This is a genomic window from 'Nostoc azollae' 0708 (assembly GCF_000196515.1).
In the GTDB taxonomy this organism is placed as follows: domain Bacteria; phylum Cyanobacteriota; class Cyanobacteriia; order Cyanobacteriales; family Nostocaceae; genus Trichormus_B; species Trichormus_B azollae.
The window spans coordinates 4,582,798-4,607,410 of record NC_014248.1; the positions used below are offsets into that span (position 1 = coordinate 4,582,798).

19 protein-coding genes, 3 tRNA genes and 5 pseudogenes are annotated in these 24,613 nt (G+C 38.0%); 10 read left to right on the top strand and 17 right to left on the bottom strand.

From position 1 onward, the window contains the following. Window positions 1-61 precede the first annotated feature (61 nt). From AAZO_RS21360 to AAZO_RS35815, 4 genes and pseudogenes are all read right to left on the bottom strand, one after another. Window positions 62-604, bottom strand: coding sequence for a hypothetical protein (locus tag AAZO_RS21360; RefSeq protein WP_013192784.1), 543 nt, complete (start codon window positions 602-604; stop codon window positions 62-64). Window positions 605-1,475: 871 nt separating this feature from the next. Next, complete coding sequence (locus AAZO_RS34395; protein WP_041641749.1) at window positions 1,476-1,700, bottom strand: hypothetical protein; 225 nt, start codon at window positions 1,698-1,700, stop codon at window positions 1,476-1,478. Window positions 1,701-2,031: 331 nt separating this feature from the next. Beyond that, window positions 2,032-3,080, bottom strand: a pseudogene (locus AAZO_RS44185) (IS1634 family transposase); the annotation flags it as partial. Window positions 3,081-3,727: 647 nt separating this feature from the next. Continuing rightward, entirely contained in the window at window positions 3,728-3,931 is a 204-nt protein-coding gene (locus AAZO_RS35815; protein ID WP_187289551.1) for a hypothetical protein, read from the bottom strand. Window positions 3,932-4,789: 858 nt separating this feature from the next. On the opposite strand from AAZO_RS35815, the pseudogene AAZO_RS21385 reads away from it, so the two are divergent. Beyond that, a pseudogene (locus tag AAZO_RS21385) lies at window positions 4,790-6,297 on the top strand (ABC transporter permease subunit). Window positions 6,298-6,497: 200 nt separating this feature from the next. Here AAZO_RS21385 and AAZO_RS21390 read toward each other — a convergent pair. Beyond that, the gene (locus AAZO_RS21390) at window positions 6,498-7,061 is read right to left on the bottom strand and encodes a thermonuclease family protein (protein WP_013192786.1); all 564 of its coding nucleotides are present in this window, start codon (window positions 7,059-7,061) and stop codon (window positions 6,498-6,500) included. Between the two features lie 404 nt (window positions 7,062-7,465). On the opposite strand from AAZO_RS21390, the gene AAZO_RS21395 reads away from it, so the two are divergent. Next, on the top strand, window positions 7,466-7,705 hold the full coding sequence (locus AAZO_RS21395) for a hypothetical protein (protein ID WP_013192788.1): 240 nt from the start codon (window positions 7,466-7,468) through the stop codon (window positions 7,703-7,705). Here AAZO_RS21395 and AAZO_RS21400 read toward each other — a convergent pair. Both AAZO_RS21400 and AAZO_RS21405 read right to left on the bottom strand, forming a co-directional pair. Further along, window positions 7,700-8,512 carry a TrmH family RNA methyltransferase gene (locus tag AAZO_RS21400; protein ID WP_013192789.1) on the bottom strand — a complete coding sequence of 271 codons (813 nt, stop codon included), beginning with the start codon at window positions 8,510-8,512 and terminating at the stop codon, window positions 7,700-7,702. The genes AAZO_RS21395 and AAZO_RS21400 overlap by 6 nt on opposite strands. A gap of 206 nt (window positions 8,513-8,718) precedes the next feature. Beyond that, a tRNA-Leu gene (locus AAZO_RS21405) sits at window positions 8,719-8,800 on the bottom strand. Window positions 8,801-9,119: 319 nt separating this feature from the next. Between AAZO_RS21405 and murA the strand changes: the two genes are divergently transcribed. The 4 genes and pseudogenes from murA to AAZO_RS44190 all read left to right on the top strand — a co-directional run bounded on the left by murA (window position 9,120) and on the right by AAZO_RS44190 (window position 14,891). Further along, on the top strand, window positions 9,120-10,499 hold the full coding sequence (gene murA, locus AAZO_RS21410; RefSeq protein ID WP_049790983.1) for a UDP-N-acetylglucosamine 1-carboxyvinyltransferase: 1,380 nt from the start codon (window positions 9,120-9,122) through the stop codon (window positions 10,497-10,499). A gap of 353 nt (window positions 10,500-10,852) precedes the next feature. Beyond that, window positions 10,853-11,731: a M48 family metallopeptidase gene (locus tag AAZO_RS21415; protein ID WP_041643599.1), complete on the top strand. Its 879-nt coding sequence runs from the start codon at window positions 10,853-10,855 to the stop codon at window positions 11,729-11,731. Between the two features lie 35 nt (window positions 11,732-11,766). Then, window positions 11,767-12,886 (top strand): annotated as a pseudogene (locus AAZO_RS21420) (alpha-hydroxy acid oxidase). 370 nt (window positions 12,887-13,256) lie between these two features. Beyond that, window positions 13,257-14,891, top strand: a pseudogene (locus AAZO_RS44190) (IS1634 family transposase). Window positions 14,892-14,991: 100 nt separating this feature from the next. Here the strand turns inward: AAZO_RS44190 and AAZO_RS42920 are convergent. Further along, entirely contained in the window at window positions 14,992-15,210 is a 219-nt protein-coding gene (locus AAZO_RS42920) for a hypothetical protein (protein ID WP_013192793.1), read from the bottom strand. A 115-nt stretch (window positions 15,211-15,325) separates the two neighbouring features. Next, window positions 15,326-16,976, bottom strand: a pseudogene (locus tag AAZO_RS44195) (IS1634 family transposase). A gap of 385 nt (window positions 16,977-17,361) precedes the next feature. Here AAZO_RS44195 and AAZO_RS21445 point away from each other — a divergent pair. Next, a tRNA-Leu gene (locus AAZO_RS21445) sits at window positions 17,362-17,443 on the top strand. Window positions 17,444-17,671: 228 nt separating this feature from the next. Here AAZO_RS21445 and AAZO_RS21450 read toward each other — a convergent pair. From AAZO_RS21450 to AAZO_RS27595, 7 genes are all read right to left on the bottom strand, one after another. Next, entirely contained in the window at window positions 17,672-17,938 is a 267-nt protein-coding gene (locus AAZO_RS21450; protein WP_041641756.1) for a hypothetical protein, read from the bottom strand. Between the two features lie 648 nt (window positions 17,939-18,586). Beyond that, window positions 18,587-18,880 (bottom strand): hypothetical protein, encoded by a 294-nt coding sequence (locus AAZO_RS21460; RefSeq protein ID WP_144031356.1) that lies wholly within the window; start codon window positions 18,878-18,880, stop codon window positions 18,587-18,589. Window positions 18,881-19,055: 175 nt separating this feature from the next. Next, window positions 19,056-19,196, bottom strand: coding sequence for a hypothetical protein (locus tag AAZO_RS35820; protein WP_013192795.1), 141 nt, complete (start codon window positions 19,194-19,196; stop codon window positions 19,056-19,058). Window positions 19,197-19,269: 73 nt separating this feature from the next. Continuing rightward, window positions 19,270-19,509 carry a hypothetical protein gene (locus AAZO_RS21465; RefSeq protein ID WP_187289552.1) on the bottom strand — a complete coding sequence of 80 codons (240 nt, stop codon included), beginning with the start codon at window positions 19,507-19,509 and terminating at the stop codon, window positions 19,270-19,272. A gap of 249 nt (window positions 19,510-19,758) precedes the next feature. Continuing rightward, window positions 19,759-20,193 carry a TniQ family protein gene (locus tag AAZO_RS21470; RefSeq protein WP_144031357.1) on the bottom strand — a complete coding sequence of 145 codons (435 nt, stop codon included), beginning with the start codon at window positions 20,191-20,193 and terminating at the stop codon, window positions 19,759-19,761. A gap of 49 nt (window positions 20,194-20,242) precedes the next feature. Beyond that, complete coding sequence (locus tag AAZO_RS27590) at window positions 20,243-20,422, bottom strand: hypothetical protein (protein ID WP_049790885.1); 180 nt, start codon at window positions 20,420-20,422, stop codon at window positions 20,243-20,245. 146 nt (window positions 20,423-20,568) lie between these two features. Next, on the bottom strand, window positions 20,569-21,240 hold the full coding sequence (locus AAZO_RS27595; RefSeq protein ID WP_228371759.1) for an AAA family ATPase: 672 nt from the start codon (window positions 21,238-21,240) through the stop codon (window positions 20,569-20,571). Window positions 21,241-21,554: 314 nt separating this feature from the next. On the opposite strand from AAZO_RS27595, the gene AAZO_RS21480 reads away from it, so the two are divergent. Continuing rightward, the gene (locus tag AAZO_RS21480; RefSeq protein ID WP_013192796.1) at window positions 21,555-22,022 is read left to right on the top strand and encodes a hypothetical protein; all 468 of its coding nucleotides are present in this window, start codon (window positions 21,555-21,557) and stop codon (window positions 22,020-22,022) included. A gap of 477 nt (window positions 22,023-22,499) precedes the next feature. Further along, window positions 22,500-22,571, top strand: a tRNA-Gln gene (locus AAZO_RS21485). A gap of 84 nt (window positions 22,572-22,655) precedes the next feature. Here AAZO_RS21485 and AAZO_RS21490 read toward each other — a convergent pair. Further along, window positions 22,656-23,135: a hypothetical protein gene (locus tag AAZO_RS21490; protein WP_013192797.1), complete on the bottom strand. Its 480-nt coding sequence runs from the start codon at window positions 23,133-23,135 to the stop codon at window positions 22,656-22,658. 167 nt (window positions 23,136-23,302) lie between these two features. On the opposite strand from AAZO_RS21490, the gene AAZO_RS21495 reads away from it, so the two are divergent. Continuing rightward, on the top strand, window positions 23,303-24,577 hold the full coding sequence (locus AAZO_RS21495) for a hypothetical protein (RefSeq protein ID WP_013192798.1): 1,275 nt from the start codon (window positions 23,303-23,305) through the stop codon (window positions 24,575-24,577). The last annotated feature ends 36 nt before the right edge of the window (window positions 24,578-24,613 follow it).

Here is a 24,613-nt window from a genome sequence, read left to right on the forward strand (position 1 = left end):
AATTAAAGATAATTAGTGGGAGCTTGAACCCGGGACTGATCGCAGACCACTTATTAGCTTTTCAATCGTGTAACAATGCCTCAAGTTTACTAATCAAAATTAAGTCGTCTATCTCTATCCCTAACTCCTTTCTCATTTCTGATATTGCTGTATCTTCATAAATGGAAAAATTAAGATTATTAATATTTTTAATTCTTACTTTTCTTCCATATAGAAACCCCAAATCTAATGATGAAAAATGTTGTTGAGTGAATCTATAACTGGGGGGATAAAGATATTGAGATATAAATTTAAAAATTACGCAATGCAAAGATTTGCTTTTTATATCATTGCCCATTGTAAAACCAACAATAAAAGATTCATCTTCTAAAGAAAATCCTCGCCCTAGTAATATATGTAGATAATCATGTCTGCAAAGGTCTATTTTTCCAGGAAAGGGTAGAAAACTTTGAGGATTTTCTAATAACCAAACCATGAAAGGAATATCTGATTGTTTATCACCCTTAAGAGTTTGATAAACATTTTTTAATGTGTGTTGACTGGTATAAGTACCGATAGTTACACTAGTAGTAGTTTTTGCACCTATAGTTAATTCAATAGCCATCTGTAAACTCCAAAACAATCAACAAATATAAAGACGCAACCAGCAAAAAAATCCTAATTTTATCTTTTAGTAAGATACTCGCTACTAGTAATTGACTAGAACTAATTGCTAAAAAGATAAACCCATATCCACTAATTATGGTTTTAGATGCTAATAAAATAGCACCACATAAGGCACATAAGCTACTAGATATTTTTAAAATCGAAGAAATAGGTGATTTCTTTTTGTGCTTGCCTTTAAATACCATATATATGGAAGTTATGGTATTTTTTTATTACAAACGTATTCTCATACGATTAATAAGCTGCTGACAATAGAAGAAATACGTAAAATCTACATCAGAAATAACTGCCTGAAACATATTTTGGCCAAGAATGAGGGGGAATAGGATGCCTTCGGGGATTAGGTAGCATCTCAAAGAGAGCGCAGATATTATAGCAATACTTGTGAGAAACACGAACAATGGCTTACCTTGAATCCGTAGGTAGCTTTTGGGCAATTTTAATTATGGGGTTCTCCACACCTTAGACCCTTCCCCCCTAAACCCCTTTTATTGAAAATTAAGTTTTGAAAAACTTGCTTTATAATTAAGGCTATATAGCTATAGATTTATGGTTTTGATGAATCAAAGATTCTCACCCACAAATAAATTGTCCAGCGCAAACAAGAACATGCAGAACTGATGGCGGATGTAAATTTACAGGTAATATTTCTGTCTGTGGTGCACCCAATAGACCTCTTGCAGAATTAATTATATCTTATAATTAGGCGTTGTCTTTGTTTTAGCCGAAAGTTAGAGTTACACGGTTATGTTTGAATTAGTAATCGCAAAGAACACCAAAAGTATCTACGGAATATTTCGGGTAAGGAGTTATTGGGGTATCGATGAACAACCAAAGGAATTAAGAGAAGACTGCTCACGAAGAATAGTCGCTGAAGTTGGGATTTTTCTAGTGTGAGAAATGCGGTTACGCACATACCCAAAAAAGCTGATACCTAACTTACGAGTAGTAGCAACAAGAGAAATAAAAGTATCCCACGCCTGAGTACCTTGTAGAGTTTGAGTGGCATAACTAATATTACGTCGCTGCACCATCGTCCGGCAGCTAATTTTGCCGGACGATGGTGCAAAGGCAATTCAGGATGCTCTAAAACATATAACAACTCCGAAATTTTCAGGAGCTTTAATTGTTTTCGCTCATCCAACTGTTGATAACCACTTTTAGTATCCTAAAGTTTCCAAAACTCAGACCCGAGTTTTTCAGCCGTTTGCTGACTGGGTGCATCTTTGTAATCGAGTAAATCTCGATAGTAATCCCAGAAATCATCCAAGAATCGACGCATATACTTCACTTTTCTCCCTTTCGAAATCAGCTTGGTTTTTAACCCACATTCCGCACTTCAATAAATAGCATAAATAGACCTTATAATTCTGATATTTTATGATATTTTAATTGTGCTGCCAGTTCTTTAATCTTTAATTCCGCTAAGGATGTCTGTTCAAATTCTCCTTTAACTACTCTAGCTACTTGTTTACTGATTTTTAGGAACTCCTCTTGAATGCTTTGGGTTAATTTCTTTAAGTTTGCTTTTTTTCTGTCTGCACTTTCTACTCATAGCCATCTTTGCTCTATTCCCCCATAAGATACTTTTTCTTCTTGATAGCTATATCCTTTAATTTCACTTGGTTTCAGTTCTGTACTGGTAAATGCCTTGACCAAGTTTTTGGCTTTTCTAATGGATAAAGGTACTCGACTTATCCATTTCATGTTCGACATTAATTTTAAATCACTTTCGCTATATAATGCACTATCAGCCACCATTATACTTTCAAAATCTATTTGTTTGTCATACTCCACCAAGATTTGAGCAAATACTGCTTTATCTGATTCATTTCCTGATGCTACTCTAAAAAATCAGGGTATATCTCCGTCACTACTTACTATTCAACCTAATATACATTGTTTTAAGTCTGGACGATGGTCACGAGAATATCCTTGTGTGATGTTAATCGGATTTTATCGGTTCATTCCTAATTCTTATCCTAAATTATTTAGGCAATTATTATACTCTCCATGCAAATGCAATGAGGTTGAACCTAAATGGGAATATTTGGTTGCTACTCCATATTTTTTTACTACTTCTAAGGCAATTATTAGGAATAATTTAGTTAATCCATATTTGGATAGCTTATCCATTACTCTCCCTATTCTATCATCATTTAAATCTTCGCCTTCAATTCCCGCTCCTAATCAATATTCTATGGACTTTTCCTCAAAAGATCGAAGCAATAAATATAATGGTCTCCATAGAAAACCTAGTCCATAATGATTGCTTTGACTATTTCTCCTGTATTCACTTTTTCGCTACTATCTATTCAGAATATCCTATTGATTATTTCTACAATTCCTATCTCATCTCTTATTCCCAAGTGATCCAAGTTCCTACTCTCAAACTCTTCTTTTTGGTAATTGATATCTTTGTGTATTTTTATTTAATTCAGGCTCATTTACATTCATCTATTCTTAATTTATTATCAATACTTACGATTTCCAAGTTGTTGGTAATCGTAAGTATTGTCTATTTTTTTACTATTTCAAGTATGTGTTTACTACGTAGCTTTTTGTAATTCTTTTACATTTCTATGTATACTACACAATGAAGTACAGAATGTGGGTTTAATCAGTAGGTTCGATAAGTATCCGGCTGATAGGATATACCAATATCTTCTAAAAACTCTAATTAATTTGCCTTGGGTCTGTTACCCCCGTAGTACAGGCTAATCACTAAGGTTTTGATTCCTGGTCCGAATTCTCCTTCATCACCGCAAGGAAGTTCGGCTAAATAGGTTTTCCCCTCTGACGCTGAATAATCTTCTCTTTACGGAATAGTCCATTGTCTGTTGCCAGGGTGATGTCTTGGACGATTACTTCTTGATACCCTTTAAATTCTGCGTCTGCTGGTAGTTTGTCTTGGGGGTATTCCAGTATTTGTTCTCTATTTATTTATGTTAATAGTCGCCTTCTTACTGCCTTTATTGTGCTTTTTTGGGGGTTTTCGCTCTTTCTCTGATGAGTGATTGTTGGTCAATCCTTTTTTGCTCCCTTTGATGTCTGGCTGACCTTATTCTCCTTTCACGCGCTTGTTTTCATCTTTTAACTGTTGATTTTCCGCTCTTATTTCTTTGATTTCCGTTTGTAATTGCTCTATTAGGTTCAGTAATATTTCTACTGTCCGACCCATTGATTGGTCTGCAATTCCTTTTGGCTCGATGGTTTGCAGTATCTCTTCTGCCGACTTCTTACTCGAATCCAGCTTTTGCCTCATGTCTCATATGTTATGATATTCTGTCTCCCTTACTTACCTTATTTTTCTCTTACCCCTACTTATTGAGCCGATACCAAATTTTCATCCCCTCAGAATTTGAAAAAACCCGACAATGCCGACAGGACGATTATTGAATATCGCTACACCTTACTGGTCTATAACATCCTCTAACAGGATTTTGGACTTAATCCAAGGATAAATTCGGGGGCTTGTACCATCAAGGAATTATTAGTCAAGAAACTACACCCAGGAATTAAAAAATAATTACTGAGTGTACTTATTAGGCTTAAATAATTAACTTGTGAAACTAATTACTAGAGAATCTTAAACAAGCTGGATGTCCACACTAACCATAAAATTAGCAGGTGTATTCTCAAGAGTAGCTAATTGAGTTTCTTGGAAGAACAAGCCACCATTAGCGTAATTGTAACTGAGACCAGTGAGGTTAGTAATACCGAACTGAACTTTAGAAATCTGAATCTTGTGACCTTCAGCCCAATTGAAATCTTTGATAATGTCTAAGCCTTCTAAAACCGAGTTGAAGACAAATCCATCAGCACCAAGCCCACCATTTAGGGTATCATTACCAAGACTATTTAGGGTATCACTACCACCACTAATGTATGATATAGTTGTAATTGAGTAAGGAAAGTTTTTTGCGAATGTATGTAAAGTCCAGATAGAGCTAATAAAGTAGCTATGCTTAATTTATAAAATTGTTGTTGCCATGGAGATTTCAATAAATTATCCCAGTGTATATCCTTAATAGATACATAAATAGTTTACAATCTGTTATGTAGGCATATTTAAAGGAAATTAAACCTACCGCATAGGATGCAGCTAAAACTGAGAGGAGAAATGATCAAGTTTGGTTTTAGGCGCTGCTTATCTTGGTTTTTGGTGGTTGGGTTAAGTAGTTGCTTGTTAGCTGGTTGTAGTGTGAATCCTAGTGGTAGAAAAACTCTACGAGTAGCGACTGAACCGGCTTTTCCTCCTTTTGAGTTTCAGGGGAAGGGTGGAGAGTTAGAGGCTTTTTCTATTGATTTGATGAGAGCGATCACAACTGCTGCTAGTTTTCAGGTAGAATTCCAAAGTTAACCTTTTGATGGCATTATTACCGCACTGCAAACTAAAAGTATAGATGCGGCAATTAGTTTGATGATCATTACAGAAGAGAGATCGAAAACAGTAGCTTTCTCTCGTCCTTATTTTAAACCTGGGTTAGCAATTGCAATTCGCGCAGATAATCAAAATATTACTAGTTTTAAAAGTCTGTGAAGGAAAAAAATCGCTGTACAGATTGGTACAACAGGCACAGAAAAGGCTAAAAGTGTGACTAGGGCCCAAGTTAGTAGTTTTGATTCTGCACCTCTAGCATTGCAAGAATTACTAAATGGTAATGTTGATGTAGTTATTAATGATGCACCGATAACTTTATATGCCACCATAAGTTGATATGCCATAAATAGAGGTAATCTTCAAGGAATCAAAGTCATAGTAAAATCACTAACAGAGGAATTTTAAAGAATTACTACTGCTAAAAATTACCCTTATTTATCTTTGGTTAACCAAGGTTAAAGAAAGATTTTAGCAAAGGGGAATCCTCAACAGAATTATCAAAATGAATGCTTGAAAATAACAGTTTAGGATTAGCAAAATAATCACTATTTACTAATCAACATAAAGCTAGATTAAATTAGTTTAGCTTAATATTAGAGTCTCTACCAACTTTATTAGTCGGCGTATTATTAACATTCCAATTAGCATTTATATCAGTAATATCGAGTTTAGCTGGTGGTTCTTTAATTGGTATTTTTAGTCTTTCTGCAATTAAACCTGTGCGTTGGTTAGCGAGGGATTATGTAGATTTTTCTCGAGGCACTCCTTTACTAGTGCAGATATTTATGATTTACTTTGGGTTACCAGGATTTTTCTAAGAGTTAGGTTTTAGTTTTTTATTAAATCGCCTCCTAGCTGGAGTAATTACTTTCAGTTTAAACAGCACAGCTTATATTGCAGGAATTGTCCGGGCTGGGATTCAATCAATCGAAGTTGGACAATCAGAAGCAGCCCGTTCACTGGTTTTAAATCCACTTCAAACAATGCGTCATCTAATTTTTCCCCAAGCTTTACAGCGGATGATTCCACCTTTGGGTAATGAATTGATTAGTTTATTAAAAGATACTAGTTTAGTAGCTGTAATTGGTTTTGCAGAATTGTTCCGAAAAGGACAACTAATAGTGGCAGAAAATTATCACGCCTTTGAAATTTACGCTGCGGTGGCTGTGATTTATTTATGTTTGACATTGGTTTCTTCTCAAGCCATTAGTCGCTTAGAAAAATGGATGAAATGGAGAGGTGTCTGAATCAAAATTTTAAGATTTAGGTTGGGTTTCCTTACGTCAACCCAACATTTTGGGGAGTTTGTTGGGTTACGCTGTCGCTTAACCGAACCTTGCATCTGTAACAATCATTTTTCATTAAACCCCTGAAACTCTTGATTTATACAGGTTTTCTGTTTATATGGCTTAAAGCCACCCTACGCTATCAGCAAGCCCTAAGTATTTCATTTACTCACTTTCCTATATTCCCAAGGGTCAATAAATTTCTGATCATTCCAAATACCAATCTTTTGCTGTTGCGCTCGCGCTTCGACTTGTTGCAATAAAGCTTTACTGGGACAGTTACGTAAATAAGCCCCATATACTTTCGCTAATCCTTCCTGTAATAAAACTTGTTGGACAAAAGCGCCATCTTTTAAACGCACTTCTGCAACTTTTCTACCATAGCGATCGCTCTCTATAATATTCAAGTTTACGCGATCACCTGACTGTTTTATAAGTTCCTCTACCCTTGTTTGTGCTTTCATACCCCAACTAAATTGATTCACATCCTGAACCCGTTTACTACTCTTCTCCTTCTCCGAGTGAGGTATTTCCGGTGCATCCACACAAGCAAAGCGTACCGTGAATTTCTGACCATCAACGCCTTTCAATACCAATGTATCACCATCGGTTACCCGTTCCACAATATCACCAGCAGGGGGAAATAAGCGCTCGTACCCCATCAAACTGAGAACAATAATACCTGCACCCAGCCAAATTACTATTTGTTTAGTTAATTTATTCATTCCGTTTATACTGGTGGAAACCGGTGAAACTTGGACTTATGCCATACTGATAGCGCAGCGTGCCGTAAGCCATGGGTAACGTAGTGCAGCGAAGTACCTCGCAGATTCTTCACTATCTCTTTCAGAATGACACTTTTAAACCGTTCTTAGTATATCAGCTATCAGTTATTCACTCCACTGGCTTTTAAAATCAGTGATAGAAGGGTGTCAGGGAATAATAACTTCCTGCCTCCTGGCAATACCACTAATTTGGCAATCCAGCCTATTAATGTGTAAAATTGATACTCACTTAAATAATAGTGAGCAAATAAATCTCATAATGATTTTAAGATGCTCCATTCCACTGGAATATCAAATGCAATCCAGAAGTTCAAGCACTAAACAATTATTTTTAAATCAAGGTTATGAAACCTATTGAGCAACATCAACGATGCGCTACATCTCAGAATTTTCAACAATCTCTTATCCAGTTGGGAGATATCTTACAAGTTAATCCCAATGATGGTCAAGATATCACAGAAGTTGAAACTAGTAAAGCTACTAACGTACAAACCAGTAAAAATACAGTAAATATTGATCTAGCGGCATTAGAGGATGCGGTTGCCGATATTGAACAATATTTATTTCGCACAAAAAAATCATAAAAACCATCCATAAATTTTTTGTCGTTGGGCTTCATATAACATTAAAGCGGCTGCGATAGCCACATTCAATGAATCTACTCCAGGATTGAGGGGAATCTTGACTTGGGTATCGGCCATCGCTGCTAAATCATCCGATAAACCAGCACCTTCATTGCCCAGTAAAATCAAACTAGGTTTGCGCCAATCAACCTCCCAATAAGTTAAACTAGCAGTTGGTAAAGTAGCAATCACCTGCATTCCTGCTTGCTGACATTGTTGAACAGTAGCTTTTAAGTCTGGACTTACTGCCTTATCTAAGCGAAACCACTGCCCAGCAGATGCACGTAGAACCTTGGGGTTATCTAAATCAACACTATCATCACTCAACCATAAACCCGATGCCCCCGCAGCAGCTGCAGCACGAATCATAGTTCCTAAATTACCAGGATCTTGGAGAGTTTCCACCCCCAACACCAAACCAGTCAAGGGAACTTGAGTTTGCTGTTGACTCCGTTTTGCAGTCGCTACTACCCCATCCGGTTGTACTGTTGTGGCGATCGCTGCTAAAATTTCTTCACTGACAACTTCTGCTCGATGGCTTCCCCCGCCGGAGGCATCGCACCGACTACAAACCTCAGACCACAACTGCGGATGTGCTTGCTGCCATTGAAGAGTGCAACACACCACTTCTAAAGGGTAATTAGCCGCACAAGCTTCTTCTAGTAAGTGCGTCCCTTCCAATAAAAATAACTGCTGCTTATGCCTCTCCTTGGTAGAGTGCAGCTTACGGATTTGCTTAACCAGGGAATTTTGTAAACTTGTCAGCACGATTTTAGAAAAATTCGTAATAGAACGGATAATCCCGATAGGGATACGTAATTCGTAATTTTCAGTTTTGTAACATAAATTTAGACCATACCAAAAGAATTGCCCATCCCACAAGTGGGGGAGACTCAATCAAAGACCTAAAAATTCAGTTAAATTTTGATACCCTTCGATTTTCAACTGAATTTTCAACCTAAAACATCTCAATATGCGGAACCCGGGACTTGAACCCGGAAGCCTTGCGGCACTAGAACCTGAATCTAGCGCGTCTGCCAATTCCGCCAGTTCCGCTGGCATTTGTAGTTTTATCCACAATTTATTTATTAATAGTCACTTAATTATTTGATTTTGTCAACCTAACTATCACTATAATCTTTAGAAAAGTGAGAAAAAACAAACAGTTTATCACCGAGTAATAATTTTAGCAGGAAAATAATGTTGCACAAATCAACTTTTTACAGAATAGTGTGATCAGCGTTAAGACCCTACCAACAACACTTTCAAATTCTGCAAATTTCAGTGTGTTGTATCCTTGAGGGGTGGGAGCGTTGGAGTAAAATCAAAACCAACTTCAAACCTTTATTATTATTTATTTTTTGGAGGTAGGCTTATTAATTCTTCTAGCAGCTTACCAGATGCCAAGTTGTCACCTGAAGCAGACTCCTCAGTCTTGCAAATTTGGGGTGGGCATCCTCTGCGGGGTCATGTAAGAATTAGCGGGGCAAAAAATTCAGCACTGGTAATCATGGCTGGGGCTTTGCTTTGTTCAGGAGATTGTCGTATTCGCAACGTCCCCCTATTAGCGGACGTAGAGCGCATGGGGCAAGTTTTATCAGCTTTAGGTTTGCGCTTAACCAGAAACAGCGACATTTTAGATGTCAATGCCAGAAAAATTAGCACATCTAAAGCACCTTATGAACTAGTTACCCAACTGCGAGCCAGTTTTTTTGCCATCGGGCCAATATTGGCACGAATGGGAATAGCACAGATGCCATTACCGGGGGGTTGTGCCATTGGTGCTAGACCTGTTGATTTGCACGTCAGGGGACTGCAAGCAATGGGAGCAGAAGTGCAAATTGAGCATGGTATTTGTAATGCCTACGTGCCTGGTAATAATGGCAGATTGAAGGGTGCGAAAATTTACTTAGATACTCCCAGCGTTGGTGCAACAGAAACCCTTATGATGGCAGCTACCCTAGCAGATGGGGAAACTATCCTTGAAAATGCGGCCAGAGAACCAGAAGTAGTGGATTTAGCTAACTTCTGTAAATCAATGGGAGCAAAAATTCAAGGTCCAGGCACAAGTACTATTACTATCGTTGGTGTTGATAAATTACATTCTACCGACTATTCAATTATTCCCGATCGCATTGAAACAGGAACTTTTTTACTCGCCGCAGCCATGACTCGTTCGGAACTGTTGCTCTCTCCAGTAGCACCAGATCATTTAATTCCCGTCATTGCCAAATTGCGAGATATTGGCGTACCCATCATTGAAGAAGCATCAGACTGTTTGCGCGTTTTGCCAGCAGAAAAACTCAAAGCTACAGATATTGATACTTTGCCCCATCCGGGTTTTCCTACAGATATGCAAGCGCCATTTATGTCATTGCTGACTTTGGCAGAAGGTGACAGCATCATTAATGAATCTGTGTTTGAAAATCGTCTGCGTCATGCTTCTGAGTTAAATCGCTTGGGAGCAGATATTCGCGTTAAAGGTAATACTGCCTTTGTGCGGGGAGTACCAATGTTATCCGGTGCACCAGTCATAGGCACGGATTTACGAGCATCCGCAGCCTTGGTGATAGCAGGACTAGCCGCAGAAGGACAAACCACCATTCAAGGATTAAACCACCTAGATCGTGGTTATGATCGCCTGGATATAAAATTGCAGCAACTCGGAGCAAAGATTATCCGTATAAACGAAGCATCAGCAGATGCAGAATTACATAGGAATAGCAGTAATCCTCCGGCTTCGGTATCTATCTAGAGTTAGGGGATTTGGTATTTGGTGACTTGATGGCGGATTTTACCTGTTGATGAAATATCAACAGGTAAAATCCGCCATTAGTTTATTTTTTTAGGACTTACGCAAGTGTCACAATCAAATCTCTCGTATGGTGCGTCAGATGCCGAAAATCTATTGATATTAACCAATATATAGGTCTGACGCACCATACTAATATGCCAGTTGGGTAAGTCCTGTTTTTATTGAATTTACTAAAATGCTACGCACTACTTCAGAGGATGTTTGAAAAGTCCTTAGTAGCGATCACCAGTACCACTCTACTGAAATCGCTATACTATCTGTGGGAGTTGTATTTTTTATTGATTACCATAATTATGTCTTTACTTAAAACCCGCCTAATTGGTTTAAAAGCTGACTCATTCCGCCATCCTCTGGACTTGGAAGCAACGAAAACTCTCAAGCAAGTTCCAGGGATAGATATGATGGTGCGAAATTGGGTAGGACCAATGGCTGAACAGGTTTTCTATGTAGAAAATATTGCTTCTAGTATTTTGGTAGGTGAAAAACAATTACCTGATTTACACAATTTATTATTAGAAGCTTGCAAAACTTTAGATATTGAGCCACCACAGTTATATGTCCGCCAACATCCTGCGCCTAATGCTTATACATTTGCAATGCGTGGTAAACAGCCTTTTGTGGTTCTGCACACTTCCTTAATTGATATTCTCACACCAGAGGAAATTCAAGCTGTAATTGCCCATGAGTTGGGACATCTCAAATGTGACCACAGCGTTTATTTAACACCTGTGAATTTATTAGTCTTAGCCGCAGCAATTTTACCTAATGTCGGTGCTGTTGTAGCTCAAGCATTACAGGCACAATTATTAGAATGGGTACGTTGTGCTGAGTTTACCTGCGATCGCGCCGCTTTGTTAGCTACCCAAAACCCCAAAGTTGTCATGTCAGTATTAATGAAGTTAGCCGGTGGTTCTCCCACCTTAGCACCCAAGCTAAATCTTGATGCCTTTGTTGCCCAAGCACATGCTTATGATGACATCAGCAAAACCCAACTTGGAGTCATGGTAAAAGAAGCCCGCACCGCCCAATTAAGTCATCCAGTACCAGTATTACGAGCCAGGGAAATTGACCGTTGGAGTAGTAGTTTAGAGTACCAGAAATTACTGCAAAATCACGGTTTTAATGACAAGGTTGAAACCGCACCCAAAGGCGGCGGATGGCGCAATTGGTAAATACAGGTGACAGGAAAGCAGGCGAAGTGCAAGAGATGAACTCACCCATAAACTTATTTGAATATGAACGACTAGCAAAAGAACATCTTTCACAGATGGCTTTTGATTATTACAGCAGTGGTGCGTGGGATGAAATAACCTTGCAGGATAATCGTGCCGCTTTTTCACGAGTGAAACTCCGTCCTACAATGCTAGTGGATCTGAGTGAGATTAACCTGACAACCAAAGTTTTGGGTGCATCTTTGCAATTAGCAAGGGTAATTGCACCCATGGCTTTTCAATGTCTTGCACATCCAGAAGGGGAAATTGCTACAGCCTCCGCTGCGGCTTCAGCAGGTATAGCCATGGTGTTGAGTACATTGTCTACCAAGAGTTTGGAAGAAGTTGCAACAGTTTCCAATCGTTTACAATGGTTTCAGCTTGACATCCATCCACAAAGATAGGGGTTTAAATCGTGCTTTGGTAGAAAGAGCCTACACGGCAGGTTATCAAGCACTGTGTTTAACTGTCAATGCGCCGATCTTGGGAAAGCGAGAACGAGATCAACGCAATGAATTTACCTTACCCCCTGGTTTGCATCCTGCTAGTTTAACCAAGATATCAGGATTAGACATTCCTCATGCCCAGAGAGAATCTGGGTTATTAACCTATTTTGCCCAACAAATTAACCCTGCGCTGACTTGGAAAGATTTGGAATGGTTGCAATCTCTGAGTCCGCTACCGTTTGTATTGAAAGGGATTTTACGGGGTAATGATGCAGTGAGGGCTGTAGAATATAGCGCTCAAGGGATTGTGGTTTCTAATCATGGTGGTAGACAATTAGATGGTGTGATCGCATCCTTAGATGCCCTACCGGAAATCATAGCAGCAGTAGACGGTAGAGCAGGAGTCCTATGAGATGGAGGTATTCGTCGTGGTACAGACATCCTCAAAGCCTTAGCCATCGGCGCAAAAGCTGTCTTCATCGCCGGTCGCCCTGTCTTATGGGGATTGGCGGTATCTAGAAAAACAGGAGTATCTGAAATCATCTCCCTACTCAAAGATGAGTTAACCACCGCCATGGCACTCAGCGGCTGTGCTAATTTGCAAGATATTGATTCAACTTTGTTGATACTCCTACGGGTATCAAAACATCGCCTAGGTCGTTTTAATTAAAAGCCGTGGGATTCTTGCATCTTCGGAATTCCAATGAATTTACCCTCAGCAAGCACTTGACCGTCTGCCCAAGGGCTGCATACCCTCTTTGGAGGACGACTTGTGCGGCTGCAACATCTCTATCCCACCTTCGGCACCCTAACTGTCACAGATAGTAGTACACAAGAACTAAAGCTCCTGCAAGGAAGAAAAGGCTCAATGAGAATAAATATGATTAAAATGGCAATAGACTGAGAGAATAAAGTTTTGTAAAGAAGATAAAAGAAAAGAAAATTTAATGATTTAAAAATTAAATTAGAACAGAAGAAGAAATGATTTAATCACAACAGGAGTTGTGGATAATTCTGTTGTGAAATCAAAGGTTCAAAAAATGGAAATTCAAAACCTAGACCATTTAGGCATAGTAGCAGGAATAATAGACGCCATAGGAGTAGTAGAAATAATCCTTGAAATTGGTGAGAAAGTAAGTCCGGGTCATGTAGTAAAAGCCATGATAATCAACGGGTTAGGATTTGTATGAAAACCCTTATATATGTTTCCCCAAGATTTTGAAACAATCCCCTGTGACCATCTAATAGGACCAGGAGTAACACCAGAATATCTCAAGGACGATAAACTGGGGAGAGTCATGGATAAACTATTTATAAAAGGATTGGATAGAATATTCTTTATTGTCGCCTTAAAAGCAGCCCAAAAATTTGGAGTATCCCTATAATCAGGGCATCTAGACTCATCATAAATGGACGTACATGGGCAATATAATACCAGCTTACCAGAAGTAATATTTGAGAGTCAAAAAGTAGGAAATAATCAAGAACTAGAAGAATTAGCAGTAAAATCACCAAAGGAAATAACTATCACTTACAGTTATTCTGGTGACCATAGACCGGAGTTAAAACAGTTCATTATAGAAATGATATGTTCAGGAGATGGAGACAGACCAATATATATTTTTATAACTAGCATCGGGAAACCAAGCAGATTCATCATGCTTTGGTAAAATAGCAGTAGAGTACCAAAAACAATTAAAAGTTAACAGTCTCATAGTAGCAGACTGGGCCTTATATACAGAATCAAATCTGAAAATGATGAATGATGTCAGATTTAACCTGGTTATGTCCAGTGCCATTAAGCGTAGAATCAGCACAATGATGAATATCAACATTACCAGAAGCAGAATTTGTTGATAGTAACTTCCCCGGATATAAACTAGCTTCAAAAACAGTGAATTATCCAGGAATAGAACAAAGATGGTTAGTAGTGCAAAGTCAAGAAAGAAGAGAATTCAGACCTGGGTAAGCTCTCACAAAAAATTACCAAGGCACAATCAAAAGCTGTACAAGATTTCAAAAAGTTATCACCAGAAAAATTTGCTTGTGAAGCTGATGCTATCAAGGGGTTATCTAAACTATTACAACAATTCAAATATCACCAAATTAACCAGAGTAACGTTACTCAAATCAAATCTAAGAAAAAAGATAGTTCAGGAGAGATATCCTCTGAAATATCAGCTACATTCTCCCAGAATGAAAGTAAAATTAATACAGAATTTCTGAGGGCAGGGCGTTTTATTATTGCTACAAACCTTTTGGATTCAAATGAACTTACCCATGACTCCATCTTGAATGAATATAAAGCTGAACAGTCTTGCGAGAGAGGGTTTGGTTTTCTCAAAGACCCATTATTTTTCGCAGACAGTATTTTCCTAAAAAGTCCAGAGAGAATAGAGTCCCTGGGAATGATGATGGGTTTATATCTGCTGGTTTATACTTTAGGGCAACGACAAATTAGAACCCCTTTGAGAGAGTCTAAATCAACCGTAAAAAATCAATTAGGCAAACCAACTGACCGACCCACTTTACGCTGGATTTTTCCATGCTTTTAGTCTATTCATTTAGTTGCACTTAACTAAGAAAAAAACATCTCTCCCTGGACTTAAGAGAGAGATTTCATTGTAAATCTTTTACCATATCATTGTTTTCCCTACTATCAATTAGTTACCTAATTTTTCTCTCTATTAATTTAATTTCTATCACAAAATAAGCTAATGTATTTGATTTATAGCTCTATTTTACTATGTCCATAATTTCTTTTTTTACTTCGATTTATCCCACATTCGGCACCCTAAACTGCCACAGAGAGAAATTACGGAGAGAAAAAATCCAAGGGAGCATAAAAACAAAAATATGCAGTGAAAAAAGGCATTGGAGAAACAGTAAAGCACCAAAAATAGCATCAAAAGCTATTCTCAATAAGGAGCAATAAGAAAGAACACCGCCCAGAGGAGTCAACAGATAAATGAAGATATTCAAGAGATAAATCATAACTTAGACTAATAAATCGAAGTAAAAAAAGAAATTATGGACATAGTAAAATAGAGCTATAAATCAAATACATTAGCTTATTTTGTGATAGAAATTAAATTAATAGAGAGAAAAATTAGGTAACTAATTGATAGTAGGGAAAACAATGATATGGTAAAAGATTTACAATGAAATCTCTCTCTTAAGTCCAGGGAGAGATGTTTTTTTCTTAGTTAAGTGCAACTAAATGAATAGACTAAAAGCATGGAAAAATCCAGCGTAAAGTGGGTCGGTCAGTTGGTTTGCCTAATTGATTTTTTACGGTTGATTTAGACTCTCTCAAAGGGGTTCTAATTTGTCGTTGCCCTAAAGTATAAACCAGCAGATATAAACCCATCATCATTCCCAGGGACTCTATTCTCTCTGGACTTTTTAGGGAAATACTGTCTGCAAAAAATAATGGGTCCTTGAGAAAACCAAACCCTCTCTGGCAAGACTGTTGAGCTTTATTTACATTGAGCTTTATATTCACTCAAGATGGAGTCATGGGTAAGTTCATTTGAATCCAAAAGGTTTGTAGCAATAATAAAACGCCCTGCCCTCAGAAATTCTGTATTAATTTTACTTTCATTCTGGGAGAATGTAGCTGATATTTCAGAGGATATCTCTCCTGAACTATCTTTTTTCTTAGATTTGATTTGAGTAACGTTACTCTGGTTAATTTAGTGATATTTGAATTGTTGTAATAGTTTAGATAACCCCTTGATAGCATCAGCTTCACAAGCAAATTTTTCTGGTGATAACTTTTTGAAATCTTGTACAGCTTTTGATTGTGCCTTGGTAATTTTTTGTGAGAGTTTACCCAGGTCTGAATTCTCTTCTTTCTTGACTTTGCACTACTAACCATCTTTGTTCTATTCATGGATAATTTACTGTTTTTGAAGCTAGTTTATATCCGGGTAAGTTACTATCAACAAATTCTGGTTATGGTAATGTTGATATTCATCATTGTGCTGATTCTACGCTTAATGGCACTGGACATAACCAGCTTAAATCTGACATCATTCATCATTTTTAGATTTGATTCTGTATATAAGGACCAGTCTGCTACTATGAGACTGTTAACTTTTAATTGTTTTTGGTACTCTACTGCTATTTTAGCAAAGCATGATGAATCTGCTTGGTTTCCCGATGCTAGTTTTAAAAATATATATTGGTATGTCTCCATCTCCTGAACATATCATTTCTATGATGGACTGTTTTAACTCCGGTCTATGGTCACCAGAATAACCGTAGGTGATGGTTATTTCTTTTGGTGATTTTACTGCTAATTCTTCTAGTTCTTGATTATTTCCTACTTTTTGACTCTCAAATATTACTTCTGGTAAGCTGGTATTATATTGCCCATGTACGTCCATTTATGATGAGTCTAGATGCCCTGCTCATAGGGATACTCCAAATTTTTGGGCTGCTTTTAAGGCGACAATAAAGAATATTCTATCCAATCCTTTTATAAATAGTTTATCCATGACTCTCCCCAGTTTATCGTCCTTGAGATATTCTGGTGTTACTCCTGGTCCTATTAGATGGTCACAGGGGATTGTTTCAAAATCTTGGGGAAACATATATAAGGGTTTTCATACAAATCCTAACCCGTTGATTATCATGGCTTTTACTACATGACCCGGACTTACTTTCTCACCAATTTCAAGGATTATTTCTACTACTCCTATGGCGTCTATTATTCCTGCTACTATGCCTAAATGGTCTAGGTTTTGAATTTCCATTTTTTGAACCTTTGATTTCACAACAGAATTATCCACAACTCCTGTTGTGATTAAATCATTTCTTCTTCTGTTCTAATTTAATTTTTAAATCATTAAATTTTCTTTTCTTTTATCTTCTTTACAAAACTTTATTCTCTCAGTCTATTGCCATTTTAATCATATTTATTCTCATTGAGCCTTTTCTTCCTTGCAGGAGCTTTAGTTCTTGTGTACTACTATCTGTGACAGTTAGGGTGCCGAAGGTGGGCTCTAGGGAAGCCTTGATTACGTTCCCACATTCATACAAAAGCTTGCTCATTGATAATTCTTCCCCAATCCCTAAATAAGTCTAAATACCTGTTGCCAAAATAAGAAAATAGGCTAAACTTACAATAGTGACACCCAAGGGCAGGTGGCGGAATTGGTAGACGCACCGCACTCAAAATGCGGCACCGAAAGGTATAGGAGTTCGATTCTCCTCCTGCCCACTTTGAAAAACTTTTGTCGGCATATGAACTTGTGATTGGAATCATAACTTTGTCGCAACGGCAAAGTTATGATTCCAATTCAATTCAGCAAGGTTATGCTTCAAGTTAATTCTAGCAAGTTTAGATTAGGTAAAATACAGGTGAGAGGTACGCCATTTCTGTGTCTCTAGCCCGTATTACATTCAAGATAGGCAAGAGTTCCAAGACCAATTCAGATTAGATATAAATTTAGACTCCAAGTTCACGTGGTGTTTTATCTAAAAATGTACGGACTTGCTTATATCTAAAATGACCCGGATTAGCCATTAGTTCAGATACACTAAATTCTGTAGGATATTCTCCTTGGTGATGCAGTTTAATCACAATTTGTTGAACTTCCTTCCATGACTGCTCTATTTTCCTGATGTGACAAGCTTTCGTATAAATAAGGTATCTGGCTGAAATTTTATTGCTTAAATCTGGTAGGTGGTTAACAATTAATTGTCCGCTTATCATATCCTATACGTATAGAAACCTCTTTCATGGTTCGTGGTGGATCTTCTTCACTTGCAAGGACTGCTAGTAAAAAATCTTTGCCTCGATTAGAGTCGAATGATTTTTGAGGTGTTCTTGGTGTGCGTGAAGGTATTAAATATCTGTGTAATGTCTTTGTATAAGAATTATTATACAGGTTATCTGTATTAAGAAAGTCTAGGAAAGAGATTTCAAGGCGATAGCAGATCTTTAGTAGCATATCCAGCACTAGTTAGTAGAGCTTTTTTAGTTTGCCACATGCACAAAGTCTTCTTCGGTATTCCCATTAAGCTGCCTGCTAGTCTCCTTGAAGAGGTAGAAAAACATGATAGCGATTATGCCCATGGCGACTCGGAGCAAAAGGCAGGAAACAAAGAGTTTTCCAGCAAGGGTGTTTTTGTTGAACAGGTCATTAGAATTGTAAAAATATCCCGGGTACCTCAACAAAGATTTCCCCTGAATTCCCCAATTTACTCACAAGTAATTCTTACTAACTATTTGTGGTTTAGTCACATTAGGAAGTGGTTCATTAGTTTTGCCCATTTCATAAATGTTATGGATATGAGGTCAGTTATGAATTTGTCATCAACATCTTCATGGATAGTTCCTATCATTAACTATTCCCAACCCTTATTCTTTCCTGGGCTCTTTCCTCATCTTAACACTATGGAAAGCTAGACACAGACTCGTTTCTAAATTTTCGGCCGTGTCTAGTAATTGAAGTGCCTGAACTAAATCTTGTGCCATATCTTCTGTACTGTTCACAGCCGTTGCACACTCGAAAAAGGCACTTAATCCCCTACTAGTAATATGTTTGATAAATTTTGTCTTAGCAAGTGAGGCAATTTCTCTGACAATCAACACGCTAGGAAGTACATTGTGAGATTCAGAAAGGCGAGCGATATAGCCTGTCAAACTTTCCACGTAATGTGTCCCAATGCCAAGAGACTTTAGTTGATATAGGTTACTACGTTTAGGTATACAAGGCTTTTATAAATCCCATGAATTGTATGTAATTCGCACATTTACTCCTAAGTTTTTTTATATTGAGTAAATTAATTGCGTATGAAGAATTTCCTTGTCATTGGAAAGTACTTTATTATTCCCAGCCTAATTCATGCCTAATCTCCTTAACTGTTGCAATAGCCTCTTGGCTGAGAATTACTGCTCGTGTCCTTAAATCTGCTAAAATTCGGCAATTAGTTGGTTTTAGTCCTTTAGCATTTTCTGATTTTCCCACTTGCTTCTTCCAGTTTTGGTATGGGAAGGTTCTCAAAATCTGTGATAGATACTTCTTTAGTTAAGAAATCCAGTCATAATATTTTCAGTTGAAAACAGATGTCTAAAAGAGTAGATATTGTAGGTAGAGTTTTCCCTAGACACCATCCACGAGTTTGAAATTGAGATTTGCCAATGTGTTTAGCAAATGCAGCTATGTTGCCACTTGCAATTATATTGACGTAAGTAGAAAGAGTTTCATGAATTTTCCTTTGAGGTAGTGGAGATAAAGTTGGTGCAGCAGCGATTAAATCTCCAAGATTTTTTGTAACCAAATCTTGCCACTCAATTTCAGTTTCCTGTAGGTGTATAGGTTCTAAGGATACCTTCTCTTTACTCAAACCAAGCCACTCTTGACATTTTGAACAAGAACCAGGTCTTGAATTCCAATCAAATCATTTATTTTCTCTCTGACAATATGGACACGTGGTATAAAGATGCTGATTATGATGTACACAAACCTTTACTTTCTTAAGTGACCAAAGAAGCGGTTCATATATTATTTGTTGATTTATATGCCAATTTTAATAGCAGATTGGACACCATGCCCTTACAGAATCAAGAAAGATTAGTTTAGGAATTCTTTCAGCCCAGTTCAGCATTGTCAGAAACTTCAAGTCATTGGGTAAAGTTAATGATTCCAAGGCATGGATCAGCTTTATAACCCCTGTTTCTATTCGGTCTATCATTCTTGTGTGGTGAAAGAAAATTTGATCTATCCCTCCATTTTTACTTTGAAATGTGTCTTCTTCTTTAAGAAATGGTGCAAGTTGAGAATGAACTAATATACCCGTAGTTACAACATGAGTTTCAGCTAATCGAGCAATATAGCTTGTTAGGCTTTCTGCATACGGCGTGCCAACACCAACTGGTGCCAGTGCATACAACCGACTGGGAGATAGAATATTTGGTTTTTCTAAGTTCCAATACTCATATGTTTCAAGCTTATTCAGTTTCATTTTGTTTTGCTTCCCCAATTTGATCTCCCTTAGGATTACGTTTACCTACCTACCTTTTTCTTCCCTGTGATTTTGTAATCACCTCTGCAACCTGCTCTGTATTTTTTGCTAAAGGATTTTCTAATGGAGTGGATATTTCTCCATCTAGTCCAAGAGCAAAACAGAATTGTTTATATTTGTTTGAACTTTCGGTGAGTTGCTCTTCAGCTTCTTGGATTTTTTTCAACATTGTTTGATGTTGGGCGACAGACGAGGCTCGTCGTTGCAGATGTTATAGAGTTAATGTTTCCGAGCCTTTGTCTAATGCCTCTTTGAGTGAACGAGTGAGCCAGTCTTTCGGTATCCCCAACCAAGGCTACATTTATAGCAGTATTCCTAATTATTTAATAAGTCTGGTTCTTCTTGTAGTGGTAGATGCTGCTGGAAATTCCACAACACATTCATGAAAACGTCAACATCCTCGCTTAATTTGGAATTGTATCGCGGAAAATGGATGTCAACAGTATGTCGGCTCAGTTGGGTGCTTAGGTTCCGACATGTTAACAGTTCATAAGTACTAAATAGTAAATGCATGACTCCTGTTAAATTTGGAAGGGACTTTAAGCAGTCCATATTGTCTTGAAGCCGACGACCACTAGCCATTTTTTGCATATGCTGGGCTTCATCAATAGGAAAGGCTTTTGGGCGACGGTATTTTAAAGCATTTTCCAAGCCTCGACGTAGTTGTGGAGCAGTCACTCTTGGCTCAAGAATAAGTTCCCCTTGATGATTACGATGAATACCTCTAGAGCCATAATCAACCTTATATTCAATGAGTGCTTCTTCTAAAGCAATTAAAGAACGGGTGAAATAATCTTTCCAGTTGAATCGGTTAGATTCTGTGCCAATAGCTTCAATACCAACAACTGGGATTTGACATCTATCAGTTTCTAGTTCAGGTAATGCCTGTTCTATTAGTTTCTGCTCAACTCGCAGTCTCATCGTTGTTTTACCTATACTGCTTGGCCCATAGACAAAAATAAACGATACTGCCGCAGGTTCTTCAATATTACTTACGCATAACTATCTCAGTAGCTTCTATCAGGTTTGGATGAGCTATTCGGTAAGAAATAAAATAGTCAAGCTTATCCTTCTTGGTTTTTTTTCTGAAGGAGCGAGCGCGGGAAACCACTTGAAGTAGACATAATTAATATTCTGAGTAAATGCGAAGTTTGTTTATACTAACTGCTTTTTTGTCTGCTACTGGAGGCTTCCAGTCTTGACGATCTTTGGAATCCTTAGCGTATCGGCGGAATAAGTAGGGGTAAGAGAAAAAAAGAAGAAGTTGAGGGTGGGACACAGGGCGTTATAAAATATGAGAGATGAGGCCAAAAATTTTAGCAAAAGACTTATCACAAACAGAGTTGCTGCAAAGCATTAAGCGAAAAGGAATTGCAGAAGAACCCATGGGTCAGAAAGTAGAGATATTACTGAATCTAATAGAGCAGTTACAATCAGAAGTTAAAGAATTACGGGCAGGAAATCAAGGGTTAAGAGATGAAAACAACCGATTGAAGGGAGAAAAGGGTCAGCCAGAGATAAAAGCCAAGAATCAAAAAGGCTTCACAAGCAATCACTTATCGGAGAAAGAGCCACAAACGCCAAAAAAGGACAACAAAGGCAGTAAGAAGGCTGGCATTAAAATAGACAGAGAAGAAATACTAGAATATCCCCAAGAATTACTACCGGCAGAGGCGCAGTTCAAAGGGTATGAAGAAGTAATCATCCAAGACATCATCCTGGCAACCGATAACGTACTATTTCGGAAAGAGAAATACTACTCACCATGAGAAGGAAAAACCTATTTGGCAGAACTCCTTGCGGTTATGAGGGAGAATTCGGTTTAGGAATAAAAACCCTGATTATCAGCTTGTACTATGGGGGCAACATGACCTAAGGCAAGTTGTTAGAGTTCTTAGAGGATATTGGCATTTCCATATCAGCAGGCTACTTATCTAATCTACTGATTAAAAACCACAGTGATTTTGAAAGTGAGAAAACAGAAGTATATTTATCGTAAACACTCATAGCAAGCTTGAACACAGGTATCCTTGGGTTCTAAGAAATGGCAGATATCTAATGCTGCATTGGCAATTTTTTAAAAGGCTTTTAGTTGTTGGAGTAGCTGAGATAAAACCCCCCCACCTCCTTCTGATGCTTGCCAAAATAAGAGATATTTTCCTTCTCCTTACAAATCGAAATGTTTTTTGAAAAAATACTTGACAGAAACCATAGGTTAACTGCTATATTATTTAAAGTTGATTCATTGGGGCGTAGCCAAGTGGTACGGCAGCGGGTTTTGGTCCCGCCATCCCTAGGTTCGAATCCTAGCGCCCCAGCATTAAAAAGGGTAGATTTTTAAGTCTGCCCTTTTTAGTTTTTTACTTTTGTCTGTGTTGTCAGAGTGAAAGATTTCTTTCTTGTTACTTTTCTGATGATTTGAGAGCCTGGTCTAAAACCTGTCTAGCTTGTTCCGCTTTATTGCGTGCTTCTTGATAACGGAGATTAGCTTGAGCAAAGTTCTTCAGAACTTTAAAACCCTCCTTGAGACGGGTAATCTCTTCCTCAGTCACAGAATTATCTGAGAATAGAACATCAACTGCTTTGCGAATTTCCAAAGCTTCAGTCCGAGTTTCCTGCACTTTCAACTTTAGTGTAGCCAAATTGCTCAGAACTTGAACGGCTTGGGTAATGGCATCCTCACCGCTGGTATTATCAATAATTTGTTCCTTAAGTTCAATTAACTGTTGGGGTCCAAATCCTTCTTCTAGTTCTGTGGGTAGCTTACCAGTTTCCATGAGTTCCATCAACTGATCCATTGCTTTTTCGCGAGCTTTAGCGGAGTCTTTACCAGAAACTGTCAAGATAATTTCTGGGCTTTGAGCGAGAGTATATTGAACCATAGTGGGAGAAAAATTTCCTGGTTTACCAAGCCTGGTCTAAAGACATCAAATATCTTGTTTCATCATGACCATATCATTTACTCAAGAGTTTGTGCTATGTGTCGTTGGATAAAATTCAACTTTATACTAAATAAAAGCACTGTACAATATAAGAGGAGAGGAGAGCTATGACTCCTAATCCCGCCATTATGCGCTCTGTAGAACAATTGGGATACCGTGTTACTGTTGGTGATGTGGCAACTCAGGCTGGTTTAAATGTAGGTGAAGCTAATCAAGGTTTATTAGCCCTAGCGTCTGACGCCGGTGGACATTTGCAGGTAGCAGAATCCGGTGATATTGTTTATCAATTTCCGCAAAATTTTAGAAATATTTTGCGTAATAAATACTTGCAATTGCGATTGCAGGAATGGTGGAAGAAGATTTGGGGGGTGCTGTTTTACTTAATTCGTATTTCCTTTGGCCTTTTGTTAATAGCTTCTATTGCGCTGATTACTGTTACTGTCATCATCATTATTACTGCTGCTAACTCAGACCGAGATGGAGATAATAGGAGCAGTAGTTCTAGTGGCTTCAATTTCTTCTTTTTCCCTGATTTATTCTGGTATTTTAGCCTTGATTATTATTCCCAGGAACGACGAAGAGAAAGAAGGGAAGATAGCAAATTCAATTTTTTTGAGTCGGTGTTTTCGTTTCTGTTTGGTGATGGGAATCCTAACGCCAATTTAGAAGAACGTCGTTGGCAAGAAATTGGTACTTTAATTCGTAATCATAAAGGGGCAGTGGTAGCAGAACAAATTGCGCCCTATTTGGATAATTTGGGTGAAAAATATCAGCAAGAACATGAAGATTATATGTTGCCTGTGCTGGTTCAATTTAATGGTAAACCCCAGGTAAGTCCTGATGGGCAAATTGTCTATTATTTTCCTGAATTGCAGGTAAAAGCTAGTAAAAAGCAGCGTCAGTCCATAGCACCATATTTGGAGGAATTGTCCTGGCGTTTTAGTGAGGCGAGTTCTGAACAAATTATGCTCAGTGCTGGTTTGGGTGCCGTGAATTTGGTGGCTGCTCTAATGTTAGGTAGTTTATTGAGTGGTGCCACAGCCGCAGCGAAAATAGGAGTACTGGTTGGTTTTGTGCAAGGAATTTATTGGTTGCTGTTAGCTTATGGTATTGGTTTTTTAGGTATACCTTTAGTACGTTATTTTTGGATTCAATGGCGTAATGGTAAACTTGCAGGTCGTAATCGTGAACGTTTGGAAAGAGCCAGATTTTTAGCAAATGCGGATGATTTTTTACAGCAGAAGATTGCTTTTGCTAGTCAGTTCGCAACGGAGAAAGTGATTGGTAAGGAAGATTTAATTTATTCCAGTGACACAGATTTACTGGAACAGGAATTTGAGCAAGTGAAAAAGCAAAACCGGTTAGATGAAAATAGGGAATAGGTGATTGGTAATGGGTAATTACTGATTGGTAATTGT

Bases quoted from the DNA above. Each gene is read 5' to 3' on its own strand.
- AAZO_RS21390 (WP_013192786.1), bottom strand. From the start codon at position 7,061: ATGAATAAATTAACTAAACAAATAGTAATTTGGCTGGGTGCAGGTATT.
- AAZO_RS21450 (WP_041641756.1), bottom strand. From the start codon at position 17,938: ATGATAAGCGGACAATTAATTGTTAACCACCTACCAGATTTAAGCAAT.
- AAZO_RS21415 (WP_041643599.1), top strand. From the start codon at position 10,853: ATGTCTTTACTTAAAACCCGCCTAATTGGTTTAAAAGCTGACTCATTC.
- AAZO_RS21395 (WP_013192788.1), top strand. From the start codon at position 7,466: ATGAAACCTATTGAGCAACATCAACGATGCGCTACATCTCAGAATTTT.
- AAZO_RS21495 (WP_013192798.1), top strand. From the start codon at position 23,303: ATGACTCCTAATCCCGCCATTATGCGCTCTGTAGAACAATTGGGATAC.
- AAZO_RS34395 (WP_041641749.1), bottom strand. From the start codon at position 1,700: ATGGTGCAGCGACGTAATATTAGTTATGCCACTCAAACTCTACAAGGT.
- AAZO_RS42920 (WP_013192793.1), bottom strand. From the start codon at position 15,210: ATGATTTATCTCTTGAATATCTTCATTTATCTGTTGACTCCTCTGGGC.
- AAZO_RS35815 (WP_187289551.1), bottom strand. From the start codon at position 3,931: ATGAGGCAAAAGCTGGATTCGAGTAAGAAGTCGGCAGAAGAGATACTG.
- AAZO_RS21360 (WP_013192784.1), bottom strand. From the start codon at position 604: ATGGCTATTGAATTAACTATAGGTGCAAAAACTACTACTAGTGTAACT.
- AAZO_RS27590 (WP_049790885.1), bottom strand. From the start codon at position 20,422: ATGTTGAAAAAAATCCAAGAAGCTGAAGAGCAACTCACCGAAAGTTCA.
- AAZO_RS21490 (WP_013192797.1), bottom strand. From the start codon at position 23,135: ATGGTTCAATATACTCTCGCTCAAAGCCCAGAAATTATCTTGACAGTT.
- AAZO_RS21480 (WP_013192796.1), top strand. From the start codon at position 21,555: ATGAGGCCAAAAATTTTAGCAAAAGACTTATCACAAACAGAGTTGCTG.
- AAZO_RS21470 (WP_144031357.1), bottom strand. From the start codon at position 20,193: ATGAAACTGAATAAGCTTGAAACATATGAGTATTGGAACTTAGAAAAA.